Source organism: Sphingomonas sp. BL2 (genome assembly GCF_056680015.1).
In genome coordinates this window covers 3,962,315-3,978,017 of record NZ_CM155261.1, presented here as the reverse complement: position 1 = coordinate 3,978,017, position 15,703 = coordinate 3,962,315, and the positions used below count along the sequence as shown (strand labels likewise).

At 65.7% G+C, this 15,703-nt stretch carries 18 protein-coding genes; 8 read left to right on the top strand and 10 right to left on the bottom strand.

Annotated elements, in window-relative coordinates; translation table 11 throughout:
* Nucleotides 1–13 precede the first annotated feature (13 nt).
* Genes AC1ME3_RS18240 through AC1ME3_RS18230 form a run of 3 tightly spaced genes read right to left on the bottom strand, consistent with a single transcriptional unit; the run spans nt 14 to nt 3,491 of the window.
* A complete protein-coding gene (locus AC1ME3_RS18240; RefSeq protein WP_480954292.1) occupies nt 14–874 on the bottom strand; it encodes a CDP-alcohol phosphatidyltransferase family protein in 861 nt (286 codons plus the stop codon).
* Between the two features lie 54 nt (nt 875–928).
* The gene (locus AC1ME3_RS18235; protein WP_480954291.1) at nt 929–2,974 is read right to left on the bottom strand and encodes an NAD(+) synthase; all 2,046 of its coding nucleotides are present in this window, start codon (nt 2,972–2,974) and stop codon (nt 929–931) included.
* A 49-nt stretch (nt 2,975–3,023) separates the two neighbouring features.
* On the bottom strand, nt 3,024–3,491 hold the full coding sequence (locus tag AC1ME3_RS18230) for a DUF1203 domain-containing protein (protein WP_480954290.1): 468 nt from the start codon (nt 3,489–3,491) through the stop codon (nt 3,024–3,026).
* A 118-nt stretch (nt 3,492–3,609) separates the two neighbouring features.
* On the opposite strand from AC1ME3_RS18230, the gene AC1ME3_RS18225 reads away from it, so the two are divergent.
* Both AC1ME3_RS18225 and AC1ME3_RS18220 read left to right on the top strand, forming a co-directional pair.
* Nucleotides 3,610–3,966 (top strand): ArsC family reductase, encoded by a 357-nt coding sequence (locus AC1ME3_RS18225; protein ID WP_480954289.1) that lies wholly within the window; start codon nt 3,610–3,612, stop codon nt 3,964–3,966.
* 11 nt (nt 3,967–3,977) lie between these two features.
* Complete coding sequence (locus AC1ME3_RS18220) at nt 3,978–4,259, top strand: DUF427 domain-containing protein (RefSeq protein WP_353466683.1); 282 nt, start codon at nt 3,978–3,980, stop codon at nt 4,257–4,259.
* A gap of 158 nt (nt 4,260–4,417) precedes the next feature.
* On the opposite strand, the gene ypfJ is transcribed toward AC1ME3_RS18220, so the two are convergent.
* Nucleotides 4,418–5,332 (bottom strand): KPN_02809 family neutral zinc metallopeptidase, encoded by a 915-nt coding sequence (gene ypfJ / locus AC1ME3_RS18215; protein ID WP_480954288.1) that lies wholly within the window; start codon nt 5,330–5,332, stop codon nt 4,418–4,420.
* 100 nt (nt 5,333–5,432) lie between these two features.
* On the opposite strand from ypfJ, the gene AC1ME3_RS18210 reads away from it, so the two are divergent.
* Both AC1ME3_RS18210 and AC1ME3_RS18205 read left to right on the top strand, forming a co-directional pair.
* On the top strand, nt 5,433–6,218 hold the full coding sequence (locus AC1ME3_RS18210) for a 3-hydroxybutyrate dehydrogenase (RefSeq protein ID WP_480954287.1): 786 nt from the start codon (nt 5,433–5,435) through the stop codon (nt 6,216–6,218).
* A 61-nt stretch (nt 6,219–6,279) separates the two neighbouring features.
* Nucleotides 6,280–6,945 carry a DUF4893 domain-containing protein gene (locus AC1ME3_RS18205; RefSeq protein WP_480954286.1) on the top strand — a complete coding sequence of 222 codons (666 nt, stop codon included), beginning with the start codon at nt 6,280–6,282 and terminating at the stop codon, nt 6,943–6,945.
* On the opposite strand, the gene AC1ME3_RS18200 is transcribed toward AC1ME3_RS18205, so the two are convergent.
* The 3 genes from AC1ME3_RS18200 to AC1ME3_RS18190 all read right to left on the bottom strand — a co-directional run bounded on the left by AC1ME3_RS18200 (nt 6,942) and on the right by AC1ME3_RS18190 (nt 9,077).
* Nucleotides 6,942–7,574, bottom strand: coding sequence for a hypothetical protein (locus tag AC1ME3_RS18200; protein WP_480954285.1), 633 nt, complete (start codon nt 7,572–7,574; stop codon nt 6,942–6,944). The two genes, AC1ME3_RS18205 and AC1ME3_RS18200, sit on opposite strands and share 4 nt — an antisense overlap.
* Nucleotides 7,575–7,630: 56 nt before the next feature.
* Nucleotides 7,631–8,617, bottom strand: coding sequence for a cation diffusion facilitator family transporter (locus AC1ME3_RS18195; protein ID WP_480954284.1), 987 nt, complete (start codon nt 8,615–8,617; stop codon nt 7,631–7,633).
* 295 nt (nt 8,618–8,912) lie between these two features.
* Nucleotides 8,913–9,077 carry a hypothetical protein gene (locus AC1ME3_RS18190; protein ID WP_164913371.1) on the bottom strand — a complete coding sequence of 55 codons (165 nt, stop codon included), beginning with the start codon at nt 9,075–9,077 and terminating at the stop codon, nt 8,913–8,915.
* Between the two features lie 191 nt (nt 9,078–9,268).
* Here AC1ME3_RS18190 and AC1ME3_RS18185 point away from each other — a divergent pair, with 191 nt between their 5' ends.
* Nucleotides 9,269–10,651 carry a helix-turn-helix domain-containing protein gene (locus tag AC1ME3_RS18185; protein WP_480954283.1) on the top strand — a complete coding sequence of 461 codons (1,383 nt, stop codon included), beginning with the start codon at nt 9,269–9,271 and terminating at the stop codon, nt 10,649–10,651.
* Between the two features lie 150 nt (nt 10,652–10,801).
* On the opposite strand, the gene AC1ME3_RS18180 is transcribed toward AC1ME3_RS18185, so the two are convergent.
* From AC1ME3_RS18180 to AC1ME3_RS18170, 3 genes are all read right to left on the bottom strand, one after another.
* Complete coding sequence (locus AC1ME3_RS18180) at nt 10,802–11,749, bottom strand: aldo/keto reductase (RefSeq protein ID WP_480954282.1); 948 nt, start codon at nt 11,747–11,749, stop codon at nt 10,802–10,804.
* Entirely contained in the window at nt 11,746–11,967 is a 222-nt protein-coding gene (locus AC1ME3_RS18175; RefSeq protein ID WP_480954281.1) for a hypothetical protein, read from the bottom strand. Before AC1ME3_RS18175 ends, AC1ME3_RS18180 begins: the two co-directional genes overlap by 4 nt.
* A gap of 93 nt (nt 11,968–12,060) precedes the next feature.
* Nucleotides 12,061–12,432 carry a hypothetical protein gene (locus tag AC1ME3_RS18170; RefSeq protein WP_107955214.1) on the bottom strand — a complete coding sequence of 124 codons (372 nt, stop codon included), beginning with the start codon at nt 12,430–12,432 and terminating at the stop codon, nt 12,061–12,063.
* A gap of 193 nt (nt 12,433–12,625) precedes the next feature.
* On the opposite strand from AC1ME3_RS18170, the gene AC1ME3_RS18165 reads away from it, so the two are divergent.
* The 3 genes from AC1ME3_RS18165 (at nt 12,626) to AC1ME3_RS18155 (ending at nt 15,694) form a co-directional block, all read left to right on the top strand.
* Nucleotides 12,626–13,579, top strand: coding sequence for an ArsR/SmtB family transcription factor (locus AC1ME3_RS18165; RefSeq protein WP_480954280.1), 954 nt, complete (start codon nt 12,626–12,628; stop codon nt 13,577–13,579).
* Nucleotides 13,576–14,520 carry a methylenetetrahydrofolate reductase gene (gene metF / locus AC1ME3_RS18160; RefSeq protein WP_480954279.1) on the top strand — a complete coding sequence of 315 codons (945 nt, stop codon included), beginning with the start codon at nt 13,576–13,578 and terminating at the stop codon, nt 14,518–14,520. The genes AC1ME3_RS18165 and metF overlap by 4 nt, the downstream gene beginning before the upstream one ends.
* A gap of 115 nt (nt 14,521–14,635) precedes the next feature.
* Complete coding sequence (locus tag AC1ME3_RS18155; protein WP_480954278.1) at nt 14,636–15,694, top strand: homocysteine S-methyltransferase family protein; 1,059 nt, start codon at nt 14,636–14,638, stop codon at nt 15,692–15,694.
* The last annotated feature ends 9 nt before the right edge of the window (nt 15,695–15,703 follow it).

Below are 15,703 nucleotides of genomic sequence, written 5' to 3'. Positions count from 1 at the left end.
CTGACCCTGTTCCTTACGAAAGATGCATGCGCGACGCGGTCTTTGGTCGCGTTGCGGAAGTATTACGAACGAAAGCCCGCTCGACACGACGGTGCCAGACGAGCCCGACGATGGCCACGAGCGTCAAAGGGACGATCTCGAACCACCAGAAGATGCGTGGGTTGCCCGCGAAGCAGGCGACGAAGATCGCCCATACCCGGACATTCGCGGTAAGCAAGGCCATGAAGCGCAACGGCGCGACGGCGCGGGCACCGTACAGGGCGCCGAGCGCGATCGGATCCGCCGACTGACCGAGCGTGCGCTCGAACGGCATGGCGATCCGGTCGATGCTGCTCGCGACGCCATCATAAAAGCGGACGAGCGCGTTGCCGGTCGGAACGGGGAGCGCTTCGAGAGCCACGCCCTTGATGCGACGATGAAAGCGCGAACGCTCGCCCTCGTACATGTTCGACTGAACGGCATGCGCGCCACCAGCCGCGACGGCGAGGACCCAGGCCTCGGGCGTGTCGATCGTCAGCGCGAGCGAGATGTAGATCAGTGCGAAGACGCCGTGATCGCACAATCCGTCGAGCATCCTGCCGAGCGGGCTCGCGGTCTTGGTCGCACGCGCGACCATGCCGTCGAGTCCGTCGGCGATCAGCCAGCCCATCGACAGCACCAAGCCGACCAGCGCGAGCGCCCAGTTTCCCCACTGCGTATACGCAAGCGCAGCTGCTCCGCCGAGGCAAAGCCCCGCCACCGACACCGAATTCGCCGAAATTCCACGCGCCAACGCGAGCGGCAAAAGCGCACGGCCTGCCGGGTGAATCAGCCAAAGATTAGATGGGATCTCGATCCGGCGATCGCGCGATCCATCCGGTGGAGCCAGTGTCATAGGATTTTCATAATGCGCCGGATGGGCGATTTATGCAAGGCGGCGCGGCTGACCTTACGGAACGCTTGACCGCAATTCATCGAGCCAGATCTTGGCAGTTCCATCCGACGGCGCGCGCCAGTCGCCACGCGGCGACAGCGCACCGCCAGCCGAGACCTTCGGTCCATTGGGCATCGCCGACCGCTTGAACTGGCTGGTTGTGAAGAAGCGGAAGAGGAATTTCTCCAGCCAATGCCGGATCGTCGGCAGGTCGTAGGCGACGCGCGCGTCCGCGGGCAGGTCTTCCGGCCATGCTCCGACGCTCGCATCGCGCCATGCGTGCCAAGCGAGAAACGCGATCTTCGAGGGGGCAAGGCCGTAGCGGATCACGTAATGCGCGAAGAAATCGTTCAGCGCATAGGGCCCGATCATCGACTCGGTGCTCTGCAACGCGCCATCCGCGCCCGCCGGAACGAGCTCGGGCGAAATCTCCTGCGCGAGGATCGTCGACAGGATCGCGTTGGTCGCCGCGTCATACTGGTCGGTGCGGATACACCAGCGGATCAGAAACTGGATCAGCGTCTTGGGCACGCCGCTGTTCACCGCATAGTGGCTCATCTGGTCGCCGACCCCGTAGGTGCACCAGCCGAGCGCCATCTCGCTGAGATCGCCAGTGCCGAGCACGATCCCGTGCCGCTGGTTGGCGAGGCGGAAGAGGTAGTCGGTGCGAAGCCCTGCCTGCACGTTCTCGAAGGTGATGTCGTAGACAGGTTCGCCTTCGCTGAACGGGTGGCCGATGTCCTCCAGCATGCGTGTGGCTGCGGGGCGGATGTCGATCTCTTCCGCGGTGATGCCGAGCGCGCGCATGAGTGCCCAAGCGTTAGCCTTGGTCCCTTCGCCGGTCGCGAAGCCGGGCATGGTGAACCCAAGAATGTTAGTCCGCGGGCGTCCGAGCCGGTCCATCGCCTTCGCCGCGACGATCAGCGCGTGCGTCGAGTCGAGTCCACCGGATACGCCGATCACGATCGTTTCTGCATGCGCGGAGACGAGGCGCTTCGACAGCGCCTCCACCTGGATGTTGAACGCCTCGTAGCAATCGTCGTCGCGCCGCGCCGGATCGTTCGGGACGAACGGGAAGCGGCGGATGGCGCGTTCGAGGCCAGTGTCCTCAAGTGCCGCCGCATGATCGAACCCGATCCGTCGGAAGCGCGTTTCGGGATTGCCGGCGAACATCGCCGCATCGTTGAACGTGCCGGTCCGCAGCCGCTCCTGCGTGATCCGTTCGCAGTCGACGTCGGCGACGACCAGTTCGGGCTCGGTCGAGAACCGCGCCGACTCCGCGATCTGTTCGCCGAGTTCGTGAACCAGTCCCTGGCCGTCCCACGCGACCTCGGTGGTGCTCTCGCCGGGCCCTGCGGCGGAATAGACATAGGCGCAGACCGCGCGCGCCGATTGCGCCGCCGCCAGCATCGCTCGATCGCGCGCCTTGCCGATGACGATGTTCGATGCGGACAGGTTGCAGCAGATCAGCGCCCCCGCGAGCGCGCCCGCGGTCGAGGGCGGGGTAGGGGCCCAATAGTCCTCGCAGATCTCGGCATGGAACACGAAGCCGGGCAGATCGCGCGCGGCGAAGATCAGATCGGTCCCGAACGGCACGTCGCCGCCGTTTAGGTCGATCGTCAGTCCGGTCATCCCTACGCCACTCGCGAACCACCGCTTCTCGTAGAACTCGCGGTAATTCGGCAGGAACGTCTTCGGGACCACGCCGAGCACGCGCCCGCGCGCGATCGCCAGCGCGCAGTTATACAGCCGCCCGTTCCGCACCAGCGCCGCGCCGACCAGCAGCACCGGCCGCAAGGTCGCGCTCGCCTCGACCACCGTCGCGATCGCGGCCAGCGTCGCGCGCTGCTGCGCGGTCTGAAGATGCAGGTCGTCGATCGCGTAGGAGGTGAGGTTCAGTTCCGGGAACACGACGAGGTCGACGCCCTTCGCATCCGCCTCGCGCGCCATGGCGATCGTAGCCTCGGCATTGGCCCCGGTATCCCCCACCGAAGCCCGCGGCGTGGCAGCGGCAACCCGGATCAGCCCGTGACTATGGATCGCGTAGAATGGATGCGTCATGGGGCACCGATAAACGCCCCGAGCCGGTCACGCCACCGGCTTGCGCACGTCAGGCACGAACGATGCGCGCCGCGTAACACCCGCGTCTGGCGTAATGGGCCTGGAGATACGCCACGTCCGGCATCGCGAAGAAGCGCTCGATCAGCGGGATCAGGTCCGCGCCGGCGACCAGGTCTGCGTCGATCATCTCGTCGTCGGATCCGAAGGCGCGCAGGGATATCGGCCGGATGCGGATCGCCTTGGGGAGCGCGTCGAGCATGTCCAGTGGTTCCGTCTTGGTCTCGGACACGAAGATCGCGTGGCGTGAGCGGTAGGGCGTTTCAGCAGGCTGATGTTCGTAGTTGATCAGGATCGCCGTCTCGCCAATCTCCAGATCGCGCACCGCAATGCGATCGGGAAAGCCGGGTTCGGCGTCGACAACGTATCGCCGGGCGCCTGCTCGCGCGAGGCTTGCATCGGAGGCGCCGAACAGATGTCGAAACTGGTCGGGGTCAAGCCCCTGAACGCGGAAGGACATGATCGCTCCTCTTGAGTATGAGCGAGCTTCATGTCTTGGATCGGGTGCACGTGCGTCCCGTAGCTTGCTACCAAACGGCTGCGCTTGGACTGATTCCAGTTTTGCTTCGGAGGCTATTTTGACGATCACGATGTTCGGTATCAAGAATTGCGACACGATGAAGAAGGCGCGGACTTGGCTGGATGCGCACGACGTGGACTATGCGTTCCACGACTATAAGACCGCCGGAATCGACGCCGCGCATCTGGACGACTGGGTCGGCCGGGTTGGTTGGGAGGTGTTGCTCAATCGTGCGGGGACGACGTTCCGCAAACTTCCCGAAGCGGACCGCGCGGATCTGGGTGCGGCGAAGGCCACCGCGCTGATGCTGGCGCAACCGTCGATGATCAAGCGGCCTGTGCTCGATACCGGCGAGACGCTGCTGGTCGGGTTCAAGCCCGAGGCGTATGAGGCGGCGGGGCTGGGGCGCGCCTGAAGGAGATCAGCATGCCGGTTGCAAGTTGGAATGGCCACGAGATCGCACGATCGGACGATACCGTCGTGGTAGAGGGTAATCATTACTTTCCCGCCGACAGCGTCGATCCGGCGTTGCTGGAGGATAGCGCGACGCACTCGAACTGCCCGTGGAAGGGTGTGGCGAGCTACAAGACCCTCGTCGTCGACGGGAAGCGGAACATCGATGCGGTCTGGTATTATCCGGAACCGAAGTCGGCAGCGGCCGAGATCGAGGGGCGCTATGCCTTCTGGAAAGGCGTCGTCGTCGCGTAAGGGCGCGTGCGCCAATTTTGAATCCTCCCCCGCCAGGGGGAGGTGTCGCCGAAGGTGACGGAGGGGGAGGATACGGAACAGGCGTTTCGCTTACCTCCCCCTCCGTTTGGCAATTGCCAGCCACCTCCCCCTTGCGGGGGAGGATCCAGACTTGAGGTTTAGATCGCCCCCGAGAAAGTGTCGCACTGCTGCGGATCGCCGCTCTCCAGCCCGCGCTTCAGCCACGACTGGCGCTGCGCCGACGTCCCATGCGTGAAGCTGTCTGGTACCACGCGACCCTGCGACTGCTTCTGCAACGTGTCGTCGCCGATCGCCTGCGCCGCGGTCATCCCCTCCTGGATATCCCCGGCCTCGAGCCGCGTCTTGTTCGCCGCCGCCCACACGCCGGCGTAGCAATCCGCCTGCAATTCGAGCCGTACCGACAGAGCATTGCCCTCGGTCTCGCTCGCCTGGCGCTGCGCCTGCTGGACCTGCGCGTTGGTACCGAGCAGCTTCTGGATGTGATGGCCGAACTCGTGCGCGATCACGTAATCCTGCGCGAAGTCGCCGTTCGCCTTGAAGCGAGTCGATAGTTCGTTGAAGAAGCTGGTGTCGAGATAGATGCCCTGGTCGGTCGGGCAGTAGAACGGACCCATCGCCGACTGCGCCGCACCGCAACCCGAGCGGCCATTGCCGTCGAAGAACACCAGCTTTGGCGCCTCGAACCGCTGGCCGTTCTTCTGGAAGATCGCTTCCCAGGTATTGTCGGCCGAGCTGAACGCGTTGCAGGCAGCCTTGCTTTCGGCGTTCAGCGAACAGCTCGACTTGGTATCGGAGCCCGAGCGCGGTCCGCTCTGCGTCGTCGGTGCCGACGTCTGTCCGCCACCGAGCAGCCCGCCAAGGCCACCCATGCCGCCGAACACTGCCATCAGGATCAGCACAACGACGATCCCGCCGCACCCGAAGCGGCTGCCGATCATCGGCAACAACCCCATCAGCAGGCCGCCACCGCCGCCGCCAAAACCGCCGCCTCCGCCGCCCGACCCGCGCTGGTCCTCGACGTTGATGTTCGGATCGTAATCGTCGAGCCGCATGGATATGCCCCTTTTCGTTTCTTCTCGGGAACGAAATGCGCAAGGTGGCGCTAGGGTTGCACGGCGGCAGAATACGCTGCGCCAAGATGGGGGAGTATGCATGTTCCTGAAGGGCAAGACCGCGGTCATCACCGGATCCACGTCGGGGATCGGGCTCGCCTACGCCAAGGCGTTTGCAGCCGAAGGCGCAGCAGTGGTGCTCAACGGGTTCGGCGATGCCGATGCGATCGAACGGGAACGGGCGGCGTTGGCGCAGACCAGCGGCGCGATCGCGCTCTACGACGCCGCCGACATGACCAAGCCCGACCAGATCGCCGCAATGGTCGCCCGTGCCGCAGCCGAGACCGGCAGCGTCGACATCGTCGTCAACAACGCCGGCATCCAGCATGTCGCCGGGATCGCCGACTTCCCAATCGACAAGTTCGACGCGATCATCGCGATCAACCTCTCGTCGGCTTGGCACGTGATGCGCGCCGCGGTGCCGCACATGCGCGCTAAGGGCTGGGGCCGGATCATCTCGACCGCGTCGGCGCACTCGCTGGTCGCGAGCCCGAACAAGTCCGCCTACGTCATGGCCAAGCACGCGATCGCCGGGCTCACCAAGACGATCGCGCTCGAAACCGCGACCGACGGCATCACCGTCAACTGCATCTCGCCGGGCTATGTCTGGACGCCGCTGGTCGAGAACCAGATCCCGGACACGATGGCGGCCCGCGGGATGACGCGCGACCAGGTGATGAACGACGTGCTGCTCGCCGCGCAACCGACCAAGGAATTCGTCACCCCCGAACAGGTCGCGGCGTTCGCGCTGTTCCTGTGCCGCGACGAGGCCAAGGCGATCACCGGCGCCAATTTGTCGATGGACGGCGGCTGGACGGCAGCGTGATGGTGCCCCGTGGTGCGAGAATATGATTGTAATACGGCATGTTAGAGGGTTAGCTTCGGATATGCACACGCGGTCGACGACGAAGCGGACATGGTTGGCCACCGGGGCCTGTCTCATCCTAGCTGGATACGGTTCGAGCGCATCGCGCGCGGCGTTGATCGGCTCCGGCGCCGTGTCGCCGCTCGATACCGATCGCGACTCCGACTGGCGGCGTGTCGCCACGGTCGCTGATCGCGCGCGTTTGCGGGGCTGGCGTGGTGCATGGATGGACGCGCTGGCACAGGTCGACGCGAAGGACCTTGCCGCGGAGCCGATATTGTTCGATCCGGATCACGCGCTTGCCGACGCCCTGCCGCCCGCCGGAAGTTATCAGTGCCGCACGTTCAAGCTCGGCGCGCGTGGTGGGATCGGCCCGACATACAGCGCATCCGCCTGGTTCGCGTGCCGGATAGACTCGAACGGCGACACCGATGTCGTCAGCCTGGTCAAGGTCGATGGATCGCAACGCCCTGTCGGCACGGTCTTCGTCGACACAGCGTCGCGCGCGATATTTCTCGGCACGATGGAGCTAGGCGATGAAAAGCGCCCGATGCGCTATGGCCGCGATGCCAATCGCGACATGGCCGGCTTGATCGAACGGATCGGAAAGCGTCGTTGGCGCGTCGTCCTCCCGTATCCGCGGTTCGAATCAGTCCTCGACGTGGTCGAGCTGATACCTGCGCCCTAGTGGGCGGGGACTGGCGCCGCCGTCGCAACAACCGCCGTTGTATTGGAAGCGGTTGCCTGGGTCGGTGAGATCGGCGGCAGATCAGCGAGATAGTCCTTGCCGTGCAGCCCGACCGGAATGACGCGACCGACATTCGCAGCGCCGACAGCCTTCAGGTACGAACGTGGCTTCTTCATCAGCTTGGGCTGGTCGAGCCCCGACAGCCCGACGATCCGCGCCGCCTCCTTGACGAAGTGGACGCAATTGTGGTCGCCAAGCCGGTATACGCTGTCCGGCTTGCCCTCGCTCCACGCGTCGACCAGCTTCAGCACCTGCGTATATTGCGCGTCGGTCATCACCACCGAGAACTGCGCGTCGCTGCCGTTAATGTAGGTCGGCTTCGCAATGTCGAGCATGCCCGACACCGGCCCCATCAACAGCGCCGGCGATACCGATTTCGCGGTGAAGCCGTAATTCACGTCGACCGGCGCGCCGCCGGCGTCGGGTATGCCGCGCAACGTGAAGAACGCGTGCGGGAAGCTGTTGCCGAGTTCGTGGCTCCAGAAGGTGATGGTGACGGCCGCCTGTGCGGGGAGCGCATATCCCAGGCACAGGCAGAACAGGGCGATCAGCCGAAGAAGCGGTCTCATCCCCCAATATTATTTTGGAATGTCGAGCCTTACCAGCGTGATAAGTCTGATTTAGATCAGATTTGCGTGGTATTTTGTGCGGTCGCCGAGGCAGGCGAAGCGGATGCGGTAAGCGTCGCGTTCTCGCGCTTCTCAGGCCGGATATAGATCGAGGAGAGCGTCGGCACGGCGGCGCGCAATTCGGTCTCCATCGCCTCGATCAGAGACTCGCCGTCGCCCATCGTCACCGAATCCTCGAAGTCTGCGCTGATCGCGGCGAAGATGCTCTCGGGTGCGGTGTGGATCGTGCGGACGTGGTTGACCGAGACGATCGCGGGATGCGCGGACACGATCTTGCGGATCGTCGCGATCACCGCCGGGTCGGCGCGCTCCCCGATCAGCAAACCCTTCGATTCGCGCGCGAGCAACACCGCGACCAGCGCGAGGATCACGCCGATCGCGATCGAGGCGGCGCCGTCGATCCGCGGATCGTTGAACGCATGGCTCGCCCAGATGCCGATCCCGGCAATGACGAGACCCGCCAGCGCCGCGGAATCTTCGAACAGCACGATGAAACCGGCGGGGTCCTTCGACCGGTGGATCGCCTGCCACCAGCCCATGTCGCCCTTCGACTTCGAGAACTCCCGCACCGCGATCGTCCAGCTGCTGCCCTCGAGCGCGAACGAGATCGCGAGCACGACGTAGTTGATGGTCGGGCTGGTGAGCGGTTCGGGCTGCCGGATATGCCGCCAGCCCTCGAAGATCGACACGCCCGCGCCGATCGCGAAGATCAGGATCGCGACGACGAACGCCCAGAAATACAGCTCGCGACCATAGCCGAACGGGTGCGCCTCGTCGGCGGGGCGCTTGGCCTTTTTCTGACCGTAGAGCAGCAGCACCTGATTGCCGCTGTCGACCACCGAGTGGAAGCCTTCGGTCAGCATCGACGACGAACCGGTCATCCCGGCGGCGACGAATTTCGCCACGCCGATCCCGAGATTGGCGGCGAGGGCGCCGTAGAGGACGATGTCGTCCTTGATGCGAGCGGTCAGTGTCTTGGCCATGTCGCCGTCCTACACGAGGGGGCGGGGTTGGAAAGGGCGGCCTTCGCAACGGGATGCGTAGTCGGACGTGAGATCGACGGTGTCCTGATAGGCGGACGTATCCGGCATCCCCACTCCGTCATCCTGACGAAAGTCAGGATCCAGAGCCACAAGCTCCAGCGCCCGTTACCCTGGATCCTGACGTTCGTCAGGATGACGGGCTTCGGGAGCGCACCGTCCTTTTAAACAGGAATACCCGCCGATGGACGAGCCACCGGCGGGATCCTTTCCTCCCCAGGAAACTGTGTGTAGCGGTTTAGCCGAGCCGGCCGAGGCGGTGGTACAGCGCACTCATCCGCGTCAGCCGTTCGTCGTCGATCGAGGTCTTGCTGATCATCTCGCCAAGCACTTCCTTCATCAGCGCGAAATCGTTGGTAGAGAAGACGGCGCGGGCGCGGGGTTGTTCGGTGGTCGTCTGCATGGCTTGCCTCCTTCGATGATCGTCTTGTCTCTCTCTTTACACCGAGCGTGTGTCGAGAGAGGCGATGCACAGGTAATAGCGTTCGAGGCCGGCACGTTGGAAGACAGTCCCGCGCCACCGCAACGTCGCGGTGTCCGCTCAGCTTGTGCAGTACGTGTCGTTCTGTAAACATCGTGACAGGAGGGTTTGCGATGGCGGAACGGAAATTGCTGGCGGGGCACGCGATCCGTCGCTTGCGGCGCGGGGCGGGGCTGACGCAGGCGGCGATGGCCGACATGCTCGCGATCAGCCCGAGCTATCTCAACCTCGTCGAGCGCAACCAGAGGCCGATCTCCGCGACGCTGCTGATCAAGCTCGCCGAGAGCTTCGACTTCGATCCGCGCTCGCTCGCGGCGGGCGAACCGGGCGGCGGCGCGGATGCGATCCGGCGACGCTTGGCCGACCCGATGTTCGCCGACCTCGAGATCGACCGCAACGAAGTCGAGGAGTGGCTTGCCAGTGCCCCCGGCGGCGCGGCGGCGTTCGCACGCGTGTTCGATCGGATCGGCGGCGGCGCGGTGATCGAGGCGGGCGACGATCCGGTCACGCTCGTCCGCCGCGAGATCGAGCGTTGGCGCAATCATTTCGCCGATCTCGATGCCGCCGCCGAAGCGCTGGCCGACGAGTTGCGGCTCGGTGCCGGCGACCTCTATGGCGCGATCGCCGAGCGGCTGCGCGCGAAGCACGGCCTGACGATCCGCGTACTGCCCGCCGACGTGCTCCCCGACACGTTGCGCCGCCTCGACCTGCATGCGCGCCAGTTGCAGTTGAGCGAGATGCTCGACCCCGCCTCGCGCACGTTCGCGGTCGCGTTCCAGCTCGGCCAGATCGAGGCGAAGGCGGAGATCGATGCGCTGGCGAAAGGCGCCGGGTTCACCGATCGCGCGGCGGAACGGCTCTATCGCCGCCACCTTCTCGGCTATTTCGCCGCAGCGCTGATGATGCCCTATGCGCGTTTCCTCCGTGGGTGCGAGACGACGGGGTACGATATCGAGCTGTTGCAACGCCGGTTCGGCGCTGGCTTCGAACAGGTCGCGCACCGGCTGACGACGTTGCAGCGCGTCGGCGCGCGCGGCTTGCCCTTCTTCATGATCCGGATCGACCGCGCGGGGCAGGCGTCGAAGCGCTATCCCGGCGCCAGCGGTGCGGCGCTGGTCGAGGCGGACGGTCGCTGTCCGCTGTGGCGGTTGCATCATGCATTCGACCGGCCGGGTAGCCTGATGGTGCAGTTGGTCGAGCTGGAGGACGGCGCGCGCTGGCTGACGATGGCGCGCACTGTGACGCCGCAGGGCAGCCGCTTCGGCGCAGTGCGCGCGGAGTTCGCGATCGGACTCGGCGTCGCGGCGGCGCAGGCGGGCGTGCTGGCGGCGGCGAGTGGCTTCGATCTGGCGGGGAGGGCGATGCCGATCGGGCTCGGTTGCCGCGCCTGTTTCCGCAACGATTGTCCGCAACGGTCGGTCGCGCCGGCCGGGCGGGCGCTGCTGATCAATGAGCGCGAACGAAGAACGTCCGCGCTGACGTTTGCGGGGGACTGAGGGGGGGGCGCCCTCTCGATCCTCCCCCGTCAGGGGGAGGTGTCGCCGAAGGTGACGGAGGGGGAGGACACGGCACAGGGGTTTGCGCATGCCGCCCCCTCCGTCTGGCAAATGCCAGCCACCTCCCCCTGGCGGGGGAGGATCAAGCAGTCAGGCGCCCGCGACCGTCAGCGCGTCCAACTGGTCCTTTGACAGTTCCAGCGTCATCGCAGGCAACAGGTCTTCAACCTGCTTCACGCTCGTGGCGCTCGCGATCGGTGCCGTAACGCCCGGTTGCTCGATCAGCCACGCCAGCGCAACCTGCGCGTGGGTTGCGCCAGTAGCTTCGACGACCGAGTCCATCGCGTCGAGAACCGCCTTGCCGGTACCTTCGAGCAATTCGCCCATCCGACCACCGCGAACGCTCTGGCCCAAATCGTCCTTCGTCCGGTACTTGCCGGTGAGGAAACCCGAGGCGAGCCCGTAATAAGGCAGCACGCCGATGTTCTCGGTGACGCAGTAATCCTGCAATTCGCCCTCGAACTTGGTGCGGCTGACGAGATTATATTCGGGCTGGAGCACATGATAGCGCGGAAAGTCCGAGGTCTTGGCAGCCTCGACCGCCGACTTCAGGCGAGCGGCATGGAAGTTTGATGCACCGATCACGCGGACTTTGCCCGCATCGACCAGCTTGCCGAACGCTTCAAGGACGGCCTCCTGCGGCTGTGACTCGTCGTCCTGATGCGCGTAATAGAGGTCGATGCGATCGGTGCCGAGGCGCTTCAGCGAGGCTTCGGCAGCGGCGGCGATACGCGCGGGGGCCAGCTTTTCGCCGCCTTCGCCGGGGAGCATGCCGACCTTGGTCGCGATCAGCACGTCGTCGCGCTTGCCGCTGGCCTTCAGCCATTCGCCGATCATGCTCTCGGACTCGCCGCCCGTGTGGCCGTCGACCCAGGCCGAATAGACGTCGGCGGTGTCGATCATCGTGCCGCCGCCCGCGACGAACGCGTCGAGCACGGCGAAGCTGGCGGCGCGGTCGGCAGTCCAGCCGAACACGTTGCCGCCGAGGACGAGCGGGGCGATCTTTAGATCGGTCGAGCCGAGGCGGCGGAGGGTCATCGGGTCTGGTCGCTTTGATTCGAGGGGATTTCAGTCTCGTCAGGATCGGCGGCGACTGCGTTCAGGTCGACGCTGTTGGCATCGAGCATCGCGGCGGCTTCGTTCAATTGGTGCGCTTCGTCGGCGGTAACTGCGCCAGGTTCGCTCGCGGGCGAGCACGCCGCGAGCGCCGAAATAGCGAAAAGCGCCCCCACCATCATACCGTCGTGCCAGCGCACGCTGGCATCCTTCCGGAGCGGTCGTCGTGACCCGAACCGGGAGTCCCCAGCGTTCGCTGGGGTGACGGAGAAGTGGGGGCGCCTCGGCAAGGCTTAGTCCTTGATCGCGTTGCCGGCGCGGGTCAGCGCGTTGCCGGTGGCGTCGGCGGCGCGGTCTGCACCGTTGCTGATCGCGGCACCCGCACGGTCTGCACCGGCTTCGATCCGGTCACCGGCGCGGTCGGCCTTGGCGTCGAGGTGATCGGTCGAGTTGTCGATCTTGGCACCGGCATTGTCGAGCGAACGCTCGGCCGAGCCGAGTGCACGATCGCTGGCGGCGCTGACGTCGTCGACGGCGTTTGCGGTCGTCGCGCTGGCATCGGCGGCGATCGCATTGGCGGCCTGTGCGGTCTGGTCCTGCGCATTGTTGCTGCAGGCTGCGAGGCCGGCGGTCAGGGCGAGGGCGGGGATCAGGAACTTCTTCATAGGTATCTACTCCCGTGGATGTCGTCTTGTGGACCGGGTAATGCCCAGCCCATAGCGCAATCGAACGCGGATAAAGCGTTTCCGATCCGTCACGATCTCGCGCGATGCGATAAGTCGCGGGCGGATATGGCCAATGTCGAAGACGCGCACGCCTGCGTTGACCTCATATAAAGAATTCTTTATATGTCTTGGCATGACGATGGCGCTCGAAATCTTCCGTGCTTTGGCGGACGCGACCCGGTTGCGGATCCTCGCGCTGTTGCGGCGGATGGAGCTGTCGGTCGGCGAGTTGGCGCAGGTGCTCGGTCAGAGCCAGCCACGTGTTTCGCGCCATGTGAAGATCCTGTGCGATGCCGGGCTTGCGGAGCGTCGCAAGGAGGGTAGCTGGGTGTTCGTCGCGCTGGGGTCTGCGGACGTGGTCGAGCCGGTCGCGGGCGCACTCGACGTCTGGGCGAAGGCCGAGCCGGATCACTGGGCGGTCGCGGATGCGGCGCGGCTCGCGGCGGTGCGCGCGGACCGGGCAGCGAGTGCTGCGGCGTGGTTCGAGGGGCATGCCGACGAGTGGGACGCGATCCGGTCGCTGCACGTCGCCGACAGCGAGGTCGAGGCGGCAATGGCGGCGGTGCTCGGCGATGCGCCGGTCGGCACGCTGATCGATATCGGTACGGGCACCGGGCGGATGCTGGAACTGTTCGGCGGACACGCGACGGTCGCGCTCGGGATCGATCGCAGTTCGGAAATGCTGCGGCTCGCGCGCGCCAAGCTGCACGACATGACGCATGCCGAATTGCGGCAGGCGGATCTGTATGCCCTCCCGATGGCGGATGCCGCGGCGGACGTCGCAATCCTGCATCACGTGTTGCACTTCGCGCAGCAGCCCGGCGCGGCGGTGGGCGAGGCGGCGCGGGTGCTCGCGCCCGGCGGGCGGTTGCTGATCGCCGACTTCGCCAGCCACGACCGCGAGGAACTGCGGTTGCGCGATGCGCACACGCGTCTTGGGTTCGCGGACGAGCAGATGGCGGCGTGGTTCGAGGCGGCAGGCTTGCAGACGGCGCGCGTCGAGACGCTCGAGGGCGGCGAGTTGACGGTAAAACTATGGCTCGGTCGGAAGATCGGCACGAGCCTGCGTGAGGTGAAGGCGGCATGACGAACATTTCGATCCCCCAACTGGCCGAAGCGCGCCGCGCGCTCGAAGAACCGCTGTTCGCGGATCTCGCGGGCGATGTCGGCATCAGCTTCGAGTTCTTCCCGCCGAAGAGCGAGAAGATGGACGCGCAGCTCTGGGACGCAATCCGCACGCTGGAGCCGCTTGCTCCCGATTTCGTCTCGGTGACGTACGGCGCGGGCGGTTCCACGCGCGAGCGGACGCATGCGACGGTGGCGCGGATCCAGCGCGAGACGTCGATGAACGCGGCGGCGCACCTGACCTGCGTCGAGGCGACCAAGGCCGAGATTGATCAGGTCGCCGAGGAATATTGGGCGGCGGGCGTGCGGCACATCGTCGCGCTGCGCGGCGATATGCCGACGCTCGGCCAGCCGTATCAGGCGCATCCGGGCGGGTATGAGAATGCGGCGGCACTGGTCGCTGGCTTGCGGAAGCTGCATCCGTTCGAGATCTCGGTCGCGGCGTATCCCGAGTGCCATCCGGAATCGGGCGGTCACGACGCCGACATCGACAATCTGAAGCGCAAGATCGATGCGGGTGCGACCCGCGCGATCACGCAGTTCTTCTTCTCGCCCGAGGCGTATTTCCGGTTTCGCGACCGGGTTGCGGCGGCCGGGATCACCGCGCAGATCCTGCCGGGGATCCTGCCGGTGTCGAACGTCGCGCAGACGCGGAAGTTCGCAGGGTTGTGCGGTGCGGAGATCCCTGCGTGGATGGACCGGTTGTTCGAAGGGCTCGACGATCATCCCTCTGCACGGCAGCTCGTTGCGGCGACGATCGCGGCCGAGATGTGCCGGCGGCTCTATGCAGGCGGCGTGAAGGATTTCCACTTCTACACGCTCAACCGCGCGGAACTGGCCTACGCGATCTGCCATATGCTGGGTGTCCGCGCGAAGCCGACTGAAAAGGTCGCCGCGGCTTAGCTCCCCTCCCGCTTGCGGGAGGGGTCGGGGGAGGGGCTGGCCCAACCCGACCGTCTCGTTTGCGGCACTTCCCTCCCCCAACCCCTCCCGCCAGCGGGAGGGGAGGAGATTGACGATGACACCACGTGAACGTTTCAACGCGGAAGCCGCCAAGCGCATCCTGATCACCGACGGCGCGTTCGGCACCGAGATCCAGAACTGGAAGCTCGACGAGGCGGCTTACGCAGGGTCGCTCGGGTTGTCGCACGACCAGAAGGGCAACAACGACATCTTGGCGATCACCAAGCCAGACGTCCCCGAGACGATCACGCGCGAATATCTCGAGGCGGGGTCGGACATCGTCTCGACCAACACGTTCAGCGCGAACGTCATCTCGCAGGCGGACTACGGCGCCGAGCATCTGGTGCGCGAGATCAACGTCGAGTCCGCGCGGATCGCGCGTGCGCTCGCCACCGAGTACGAGGCGAAGGATGGCCGTCCGCGCTTCGTCGCCGGCGCGATCGGGCCGACCAACAAGACGCTGTCGCTGTCGCCCGACGTCAATGATCCCGGCTTCCGCGAGATCGACTTCGATTATCTGAAAGGCGTCTACCGCGAGCAGATCGACGCGTTGCTCGAAGGCGGCGAGGGGGTCGGCGTCGACTTCATCCTGATCGAGACGGTGTTCGATACGCTCAACGCCAAGGCGGGCATCATGGCGGCGATCGAGGCAGGCGACGCGCTCGGCCGCGACGTGCCGATCATGATGTCGATGACGTTGACCGATCTCAGCGGGCGTAACCTGTCGGGGCATACGGTCGAGGCGTTCTGGCACGCGGTGCGGCATGCCAAGCCGATCACGATCGGGCTGAACTGCTCGTTCGGCGCGGAGCAGTTGCGGCCGCATGTGAAGACGCTGTCGGCGATCGCGGACACGTTGATCATGGTCTATCCGAACGCCGGGCTTCCGAACGAACTCGGCGAGTATGACGAGCAGCCCGAGACGACGGCGGGGCTGGTCGGCGAGTGGGCGGTGGCGAAACAGGTCAACGTACTCGGCGGCTGCTGCGGGTCGACGCCGGCGCATATCAAGGCGATGGCTGACGGCGTGCGCGGGCTCGAGCCGCGCTCGGTCGCGCGGCCGGAGGTGCGGACCAAGCTCGCCGGTCTAGAGCCGTTCACGATGGCGGCTTAGGCCACCGCT

What these genes read in the sequence shown, in the direction of transcription:
- AC1ME3_RS18230 (WP_480954290.1), bottom strand. Translation starts at nt 3,491, where the DNA reads ATGTCCTTCCGCGTTCAGGGGCTTGACCCCGACCAGTTTCGACATCTG.
- AC1ME3_RS18165 (WP_480954280.1), top strand. Translation starts at nt 12,626, where the DNA reads ATGACGATGGCGCTCGAAATCTTCCGTGCTTTGGCGGACGCGACCCGG.
- AC1ME3_RS18190 (WP_164913371.1), bottom strand. Translation starts at nt 9,077, where the DNA reads ATGCAGACGACCACCGAACAACCCCGCGCCCGCGCCGTCTTCTCTACC.
- AC1ME3_RS18205 (WP_480954286.1), top strand. Translation starts at nt 6,280, where the DNA reads ATGCACACGCGGTCGACGACGAAGCGGACATGGTTGGCCACCGGGGCC.
- AC1ME3_RS18220 (WP_353466683.1), top strand. Translation starts at nt 3,978, where the DNA reads ATGCCGGTTGCAAGTTGGAATGGCCACGAGATCGCACGATCGGACGAT.
- AC1ME3_RS18180 (WP_480954282.1), bottom strand. Translation starts at nt 11,749, where the DNA reads ATGACCCTCCGCCGCCTCGGCTCGACCGATCTAAAGATCGCCCCGCTC.
- AC1ME3_RS18170 (WP_107955214.1), bottom strand. Translation starts at nt 12,432, where the DNA reads ATGAAGAAGTTCCTGATCCCCGCCCTCGCCCTGACCGCCGGCCTCGCA.
- AC1ME3_RS18195 (WP_480954284.1), bottom strand. Translation starts at nt 8,617, where the DNA reads ATGGCCAAGACACTGACCGCTCGCATCAAGGACGACATCGTCCTCTAC.
- AC1ME3_RS18200 (WP_480954285.1), bottom strand. Translation starts at nt 7,574, where the DNA reads ATGAGACCGCTTCTTCGGCTGATCGCCCTGTTCTGCCTGTGCCTGGGA.
- AC1ME3_RS18210 (WP_480954287.1), top strand. Translation starts at nt 5,433, where the DNA reads ATGTTCCTGAAGGGCAAGACCGCGGTCATCACCGGATCCACGTCGGGG.
- ypfJ (WP_480954288.1), bottom strand. Translation starts at nt 5,332, where the DNA reads ATGCGGCTCGACGATTACGATCCGAACATCAACGTCGAGGACCAGCGC.
- AC1ME3_RS18155 (WP_480954278.1), top strand. Translation starts at nt 14,636, where the DNA reads ATGACACCACGTGAACGTTTCAACGCGGAAGCCGCCAAGCGCATCCTG.
- AC1ME3_RS18235 (WP_480954291.1), bottom strand. Translation starts at nt 2,974, where the DNA reads ATGACGCATCCATTCTACGCGATCCATAGTCACGGGCTGATCCGGGTT.
- metF (WP_480954279.1), top strand. Translation starts at nt 13,576, where the DNA reads ATGACGAACATTTCGATCCCCCAACTGGCCGAAGCGCGCCGCGCGCTC.
- AC1ME3_RS18240 (WP_480954292.1), bottom strand. Translation starts at nt 874, where the DNA reads ATGACACTGGCTCCACCGGATGGATCGCGCGATCGCCGGATCGAGATC.
- AC1ME3_RS18185 (WP_480954283.1), top strand. Translation starts at nt 9,269, where the DNA reads ATGGCGGAACGGAAATTGCTGGCGGGGCACGCGATCCGTCGCTTGCGG.